Origin of the sequence: Thermomonospora catenispora (assembly GCF_006363815.1) — a bacterium.
GTDB lineage: Bacteria > Actinomycetota > Actinomycetes > Streptosporangiales > Streptosporangiaceae > Thermomonospora > Thermomonospora catenispora.
This window is the reverse complement of the sequence record NZ_RRYT01000042.1, coordinates 25,423-31,516: the sequence shown is the minus strand read 5'-3', so window position 1 is coordinate 31,516 and position 6,094 is coordinate 25,423. Positions and strand designations below refer to the sequence as shown.

At 73.6% G+C, this 6,094-nt stretch carries 6 protein-coding genes; all 6 read left to right on the top strand.

The features are described from left to right. The first annotated feature begins 218 nt into the window (after positions 1 to 218). The 6 genes from kamD (at position 219) to EIO00_RS22005 (ending at position 6,007) form a co-directional block, all read left to right on the top strand. Entirely contained in the window at positions 219 to 1,814 is a 1,596-nt protein-coding gene (gene kamD / locus EIO00_RS22030) for a lysine 5,6-aminomutase subunit alpha (RefSeq protein ID WP_140181986.1), read from the top strand. Next, positions 1,811 to 2,572, top strand: coding sequence for a lysine 5,6-aminomutase subunit beta (gene kamE / locus EIO00_RS22025; protein WP_140181985.1), 762 nt, complete (start codon positions 1,811 to 1,813; stop codon positions 2,570 to 2,572). Before kamD ends, kamE begins: the two co-directional genes overlap by 4 nt. Continuing rightward, positions 2,569 to 2,955, top strand: a complete 387-nt coding sequence (kal, locus tag EIO00_RS22020; protein WP_140181984.1) for a 3-aminobutyryl-CoA ammonia lyase — start codon at positions 2,569 to 2,571, stop codon at positions 2,953 to 2,955. The genes kamE and kal overlap by 4 nt, the downstream gene beginning before the upstream one ends. A gap of 64 nt (positions 2,956 to 3,019) precedes the next feature. Continuing rightward, on the top strand, positions 3,020 to 4,636 hold the full coding sequence (lnt, locus tag EIO00_RS22015; protein WP_241661518.1) for an apolipoprotein N-acyltransferase: 1,617 nt from the start codon (positions 3,020 to 3,022) through the stop codon (positions 4,634 to 4,636). 4 nt (positions 4,637 to 4,640) lie between these two features. Further along, positions 4,641 to 5,399 (top strand): polyprenol monophosphomannose synthase, encoded by a 759-nt coding sequence (locus EIO00_RS22010; RefSeq protein ID WP_140181983.1) that lies wholly within the window; start codon positions 4,641 to 4,643, stop codon positions 5,397 to 5,399. 113 nt (positions 5,400 to 5,512) lie between these two features. Continuing rightward, the gene (locus EIO00_RS22005; RefSeq protein ID WP_140181982.1) at positions 5,513 to 6,007 is read left to right on the top strand and encodes an FxsA family protein; all 495 of its coding nucleotides are present in this window, start codon (positions 5,513 to 5,515) and stop codon (positions 6,005 to 6,007) included. Positions 6,008 to 6,094: the final 87 nt, after the last annotated feature.

Genomic DNA, 6,094 nt, shown 5'->3' with positions numbered 1-6,094 from the left:
CCGGGCCGGGGTCGCCGGGGCCTCGCGGCGTGCGCGCCGGGGACCGCCTCGGCGGGGAGGCGGCCCCGCGCGGGGGGCGTCGGATGCGGGTCGGGGCGATCGGCGCACGGCATCCGATTTCTTCTCGAACAAGCCTCCGTTTCATGAAGAATCTTGCGGAAAAACCCGTGAAGGCGGAGGATTCTTCGGGAGAGTTCGTGCTCTGCGAGGAGGCGCCGATGGGCAAGCTCGGCCTCGATCCGGACCTGGTGCGACGCGCGCGCAGACTGGCCGCGCGCGCCGCCGAGCCGATCATCGACATGGCCCGCACCCACACCACCGTGTCGGTGGAACGGGCACTGCTGCGACTGGCCGGCCTGTCCGGCGCCGACGGAGACGGAACCCCCTGGGTCAACCACCTCGTCGACGCCGTCCGCGACCAGATCGGCATCGAGCACGGCGTCGCCCTGCCCGTGTGGGACGCCCTCCTCACCGGCCCCCACCGCACCCTGCGCGAGCTGGCCGAGGCCGCCGCCGCGGGACGGGTCTCCTTCCGCCTCCCCACCGGGTCCGAGGCCGCCGCCGCCCGCGCCGCCGCGCACCGGGACGCCGCCGCCGGGATCGCCCGGATCGACGCGCGCCGCGCCGAACGCGACCGGATGCTGCGCACCGTGGGCGACCCCCCGCACCCGTGGATCTACCTGATCGTCGCCACCGGCGACATCTACGAGGACATCCCCCAGGCCCAGGCCGCCGCCCGCGAGGGCGCCGACGTCATCGCCGTGATCCGCTCCACCGGGCAGTCCCTGCTGGACTACGTGCCCGAGGGCGCCACCCGGGAGGGCTACGCCGGCACCTACGCCACCGCCGAGAACTTCCGGCTGATGCGCGCCGCCCTCGACGAGGTCTCGGTCGAACTGGGCCGCTACGTGCGGCTGACCAACTACGCCTCCGGGCTGTGCATGCCGGAGATCGCGGTGCTGGCCGGGCTGGAGCGGCTGGACATGATGCTCAACGACTGCATGTACGGCATCATCTTCCGCGACATCAACCCCCGCCGCACCTTCATCGACCAGCGGTTCTCCCGGCAGATCCACGCCCGTGCCGGCATCGTGATCAACACCGGCGAGGACAACTACCTCACCACCGCCGACGCCGTCGAGGCCGCCCACACCGTGATCGTCAGCCAGCTGCTCAACGAGCGGTTCGCCCACGAGGCGGGGCTGACCGACGCGCTGCTGGGCCTCGGGCACGCCTTCGAGATCGACCCGTCCCTGCCGGACTCCTTCCGCCTGGAGCTGGCCCACGCCCAGCTGGTGCGCGAGCTGTTCCCCCACGCCCCGCTGAAGTACATGCCGCCCACCCGGCACATGACCGGCGACATCTTCGCCGGCTACCTGCTGGACGCCTTCTTCAACCTGGCCGCGGTGATGACCGGCCAGTCGATCATCCTGATCGGGATGATGACCGAGGGCATCCACACCCCCTGGCTGTCGGACCGGGACCTGGCGCTGCAGAACATCCGGTACGTGCGCAACGCCTGCGGCCGGCTGGCCGAGGACTTCACCCCCCGACCCGACGGCTTCATCGTCCAGCGCGCCCGCCGCGTGCTGGCCGAGTCGGTGGAGCTGCTGGAGCGGATCTGCGACGACGGGCTGCTGACCGCCATCGCCGAGGGGACGTTCGGCGTCACCCGCCGTCCTCCGGACGGCGGCAAGGGCCTGGAGGGGGTGGCCGAACGCGCCGACGACTACTGCAACCCCGCCATCGACATCCTCGAAGGCACAGCCGACCCCGACCCGGCCGGATCCGCCCCGGCGGAGGTGACCGCATGACCACCGCACCGCAGATCATCCGTCCCTACGGCGACACCACCGGCGACGGGCTGGTGCAGGTGTCGTTCACCCTGCCCGTCCCCCACGGGGCGCGCGCCGAGGCCGCTGCGCTGAAACTGGCGGAGGCGATGGGCCTGGACCCGGCGCACGTGGTGCACGCCAAGCCGATGGGCCCGGACTTCACCTTCTTCATCGTCTACGGCCGCGCCCGCCACCTGATCGACTACGCCGCCATCCCCGAACCCGCCGGCCGCGACTACCCGCTGCTGAGCGCCGCCGAGGTCAATCTGGCGATCCGCCGCGCCCTGGGCCGCCGCCTGGTGGTGGTCGGCGCGTGCATCGGCACCGACGCCCACACGGTCGGGATCGACGCGATCCTCAACGTCAAGGGCTTCGCCGGGGAGAAGGGCCTGGAGTACTACCGCGAGATCCAGGTGATCAACCTGGGCGCCCAGGTGCGGGTGGAGGAGCTGGTGGAACGCGCCGTCGCCGAACGCGCCGACGCCGTCCTGGTCTCCCAGGTCGTCACCCAGCGCGACGCCCACCTGCACAACACCCGGCAGATGGCCGAGGCGTTCCGCGCCGCGTTCCCCGACGCGCAAGGCCCCGGCCGGGGCCGCCCCCTGCTGGTGGTCGGCGGACCCCGCTTCGGTACCCTCACCCCCGCCGACCTGGGCGTCGACGCGGTGTTCGGCAAGGGCACCACCCCCGCCGAGGTCGCCTCCTACCTGGTGCACGCGCTGCTGGAGACGCCATGACCGTGGGACTGACCGTCACGCATCGCCGCTACGTGCCCCACTCCCACGCCCACTACGGCGGCGCCCTGGTCGACGGCGCCTACGTGCTGGGCATGTTCGGCGACGTCGCCACCGAGGTGTGCATCCGCCTCGACGGCGACGAGGGCCTCTTCGCCTCCTACGACGAGGTGCAGTTCCGCGCCCCCGTCCGGGCGGGGGACGTGCTGGAGGCCACCGCCGTCGTGGTCGGGATCGGTCGCCGCAGCCGCCGCCTGGAGTTCACCGCCCGCGTCGTGTGCCGCGCCGACCCCGAACGCGGCCCCTCGGCGGCCCGGGTCCTGGACGAACCGATCGTCGCGGTCACCGCCGTGGGCACCGTCGTGGTGCCGCCGCCGGGACGGTGATGGCCCGACCAGTCCGGCAGGGACGATAACGTTCGGCCCAAAAGCCCTTTCAGCAAGGAGCGACGTGGCCTTGAACACCCTGACCGGCACCCAGTCCGCCGACGCCGAGACCGCCCCGCCGCCACGGCGGGCGGCGCGGCTGCGGCGCGGAGGCCGGGCGGGGTGGCCGCGCACCCTGACCGCCGTCGCCGCCGGGCTGGTGATGTGGCCGGCGTTCCCCCCGCACGACCTGTGGCCGCTGGCCCCGGCGGGGGTGGCGCTGCTCACGCTGGCGCTGCACGGGCTGGGGCCGCGCGCGGCGGTGTGGCCGTCGCTGTGGTGCGGCACGGTGTTCTTCCTGCCCGTGCTGTCGGGCATCATGAAGGTCGGCCCCGACGGGTGGGTCCTGCTGAGCCTCGTCCAGGCCCTGTACTGGGCGCCGATGGGCGCCGGGATCGCGCTGGCGGCGCGGCTGCCGGGCTGGCCGGTGTGGACGGCGGCGCTGTGGGCGGCCCAGGAGCTGGTGCGCGGGCGGATCCCCTTCGGCGGGTTCCCCTGGGCGCGACTGGCCTTCAGCCAGAGCGACACCCCCCTCACCGGGTACGCGGCCGTGGGCGGGGCGCCGCTGGTGACGTTCCTGACCGCCCTGTGCGGGACGCTGGCGGCGTACGCGCTGTTGCGGGGACCGCTGCCGGCCGCGGTGGCGCGGCGGCTGCCCCACGCCGGCCCCCGCGCCCTCCGGCCCGTGGCCGTCGCGGCCGCCGGGATGCTGCTGATCGGGGCCGCAGGGCCCCTGGTGCCGACCCCCGTCGACGGCCGGCGGGTCACCGTCGCCGTCATCCAGGGGAACGTGCCGCGCCTGGGGCTGGACTTCAACGCCCAGCGCCGCGCCGTGCTCGACAACCACGTGCGCCGCACCCACGAGCTGGCCGCCCTCGTCCGCGCCGGCGAGGTCGACCGCCCCCGGCTGGTGGTGTGGCCGGAGAACTCCAGCGACCTGGACCCCTACACCGATCCGCAGGCGCGCGCCCTCATCGACGCCGCCGTCAAGGACGTCGGCGTGCCGGTGCTGGTCGGCGCGGTCGTCGACGCCGCCGACCCGCGGCATGTGGAGAACCGCGGGATCGTGTGGGATCCGGTGCACGGCCCCGGCGCCTACTACGTCAAACGCCATCCGGTGCCGTTCGGGGAGTACCTGCCGTTCCGGTCGATCCTCACCAGGCTGATCACCCGGTTCGAGCGGATCCCCCGCGACTTCGTCCGGGGCGACTCTCCCGGGCTGCTGCGGCTGGGGCCGGTCCGCGTGGGAGACGTCATCTGTTTCGAGGTCGCCTACGACGGGGTCGTCCGGGACGCCGCCGCGGGCGAGATGCTGGTGGTGCAGACCAACAACGCCACCTACGGACGCACCGGCCTGCCGCCGCAGCAGCTGGCGATGTCCCGGCTGCGGGCGGTCGAGCACGGCCGCGCCGTGCTGGTCGCCGCCACCAGCGGGATCAGCGCGATCATCGCACCGGACGGGCGGATGATCGACCGGTCGGGGGAGTTCGTCCCCGACATCCAGGTCGCCGCCGTCCCGGCCCGCACCGCGCCCACGCTCGCCGACCGGTTGGGCCCATGGCCCGAATATGCGCTGGCCCTGCTGGCCGTCGCCGCCGTCGCCGTCGCTCTCCGCCGCTTCCGCACCATCGAAGGAGCCTGACCCGATGCCCACGCCTTCCGATCCGCGCCGAGATCTCGGCCGTGTCCTGGTCATCATCCCGACCTACAACGAGCGGGAGAACCTGGAACGGATCGTCACGCGGGTGCGGTCGGCGGTCCCCGACGCGGACGTGCTGGTCGTCGACGACGCCAGTCCCGACGGCACCGGCGAGCTGGCCGACCGGATGGCCGCCGCCGACCCCCGGGTGCACGTGCTGCACCGCTCCGGCAAGCAGGGGCTGGGCGCCGCCTACATCGCCGGGTTCGGCTGGGGGCTGGAGCGCGACTACGGGGTGCTGGTGGAGATGGACGCCGACGGCTCCCACCAGCCCGAGGAGCTGCCCGCGCTGCTGGAGGCCCTCACCGACGCCGATCTGGTCATCGGGGCCCGGTGGATTCCCGGCGGCCGGGTGGTCAACTGGCCCCGCCACCGCGAGGTCCTCTCCCGCGGCGCCAACGTCTACGCCCGGCTGATGCTCGGCACCCCCTTGCACGACGCCACCGGCGGATACCGGGCGTTCCGCGCCGCCACCCTCCGCAAGATCGACCTGGAGGGGGTGGACTCGCGCGGCTATTGCTTCCAGATCGATCTGGCGCTGCGGACCCTGCAGGAGGGGCTGCGGGTCAAAGAGGTGCCGATCACGTTCGTGGAACGCCAGCATGGCTCCAGCAAGATGAGCGGCGACATCGTCGCCGAGGCCATGTGGAAGGTCACCCGCTGGGGCGTGCGCGCCCGGCTGGGCCGCCGTGCCGGCCGCGGGTGAAAGGGCGTGCGCCGGAACGATCCGGGCCTCCTCGACGTTGACCGGTCGCAGTGTCCGTTCGCGGGTCTCCTCCCGCGTTCCCCGATCCGTCGTCGTGTAGGGAAGCCGGTGTCATGCTCCCGCTGCTGATGCTCGTGGCGTTCGTGCTCGTGCCGATCGTGGAGATCTACCTGTTCGTGCAGGTCGGGTCGCTGATCGGCGGCTGGTCCGCGGTGGCGCTGCTGCTGGCGGTCAGCGCTGTGGGCGTGTGGGTGGTGCGGCGGGAGGGACGCCGCGCCTGGAACGCCCTGGTCGAGACCGTCGCCCGCGGCCGGGCGCCCGAGCGCGAGCTGGCCGACGCCGCCGTGATCCTGATCGGCGGGGCCTTGCTGGTGTTCCCCGGGTTCGCCACCGCCCTGGCGGGCCTGGTGTTCGTGCTCCCGCCCACGCGTCCGCTGGCGCGTCGGCTGCTGATGCTGTACGCGGCCCGTCAGGTGCGCGCCGCCGAACGTCGGCTGGCCGAGCAGGGGATGCCGTCGGGGATGTTCCCGCCCGGCGCGCACATTCCCGCCGATCATCCGGGCGTGCGGGGACCGGTGATCCGCGGCGAGGTCATCCGCGAGGACTGAAGGCCCCGCCCTCGAGGGCCGTGGCGTCTCCCCGCGGTGCGCATCGCGGCGCGCTCGGGACGTCTCCGCGCCGGGAAGGCCACGGAG

Bases quoted from the DNA above. Each gene is read 5' to 3' on its own strand.
- kamD (WP_140181986.1), top strand. From the start codon at position 219: ATGGGCAAGCTCGGCCTCGATCCGGACCTGGTGCGACGCGCGCGCAGA.
- kamE (WP_140181985.1), top strand. From the start codon at position 1,811: ATGACCACCGCACCGCAGATCATCCGTCCCTACGGCGACACCACCGGC.
- kal (WP_140181984.1), top strand. From the start codon at position 2,569: ATGACCGTGGGACTGACCGTCACGCATCGCCGCTACGTGCCCCACTCC.
- EIO00_RS22010 (WP_140181983.1), top strand. From the start codon at position 4,641: ATGCCCACGCCTTCCGATCCGCGCCGAGATCTCGGCCGTGTCCTGGTC.
- EIO00_RS22005 (WP_140181982.1), top strand. From the start codon at position 5,513: ATGCTCCCGCTGCTGATGCTCGTGGCGTTCGTGCTCGTGCCGATCGTG.